Annotated in this window: 1 protein-coding gene; it reads left to right on the top strand. The window is 63.4% G+C overall.

All coding sequences use genetic code 11. The features are described from left to right. A partial coding sequence (locus IO33_RS45395) for a DNA gyrase C-terminal beta-propeller domain-containing protein (protein ID WP_280921967.1) occupies positions 1 to 374 on the top strand: 374 nt, incomplete at both ends.

Below are 374 nucleotides of genomic sequence, written 5' to 3'. Positions count from 1 at the left end.
TCGTGCGCGACGAGCTGGCCGAGATCGTCGAGAAGTTCGCCGACGAGCGACGCACGAAAATCATTGCCGCAGATGGAGATGTGTCCGACGAGGACCTCATCGCCCGCGAAGACGTGGTGGTCACCATCACCGAAACCGGCTACGCGAAGCGGACGAAGACCGACCTCTACCGCAGCCAGAAGCGCGGCGGTAAAGGCGTGCAGGGTGCCGGTCTCAAGCAGGACGACATCGTCCGGCACTTCTTCGTGTGCTCCACGCACGACTGGATCCTGTTCTTCACCACCAAGGGCCGGGTATACCGGGCGAAAGCGTACGAACTGCCGGAGGCCAACCGCACCGCCCGTGGCCAACACGTCGCCAACCTGCTGGCATTC

The sequence above is a fragment of the Streptomyces durhamensis genome (assembly GCF_000725475.1).
GTDB classification, from domain to species: Bacteria; Actinomycetota; Actinomycetes; order Streptomycetales; family Streptomycetaceae; genus Streptomyces; species Streptomyces filipinensis.
The sequence above is the reverse complement of the archived record's forward strand: the minus strand, read 5'-3'. Positions and strand labels throughout refer to the sequence as shown.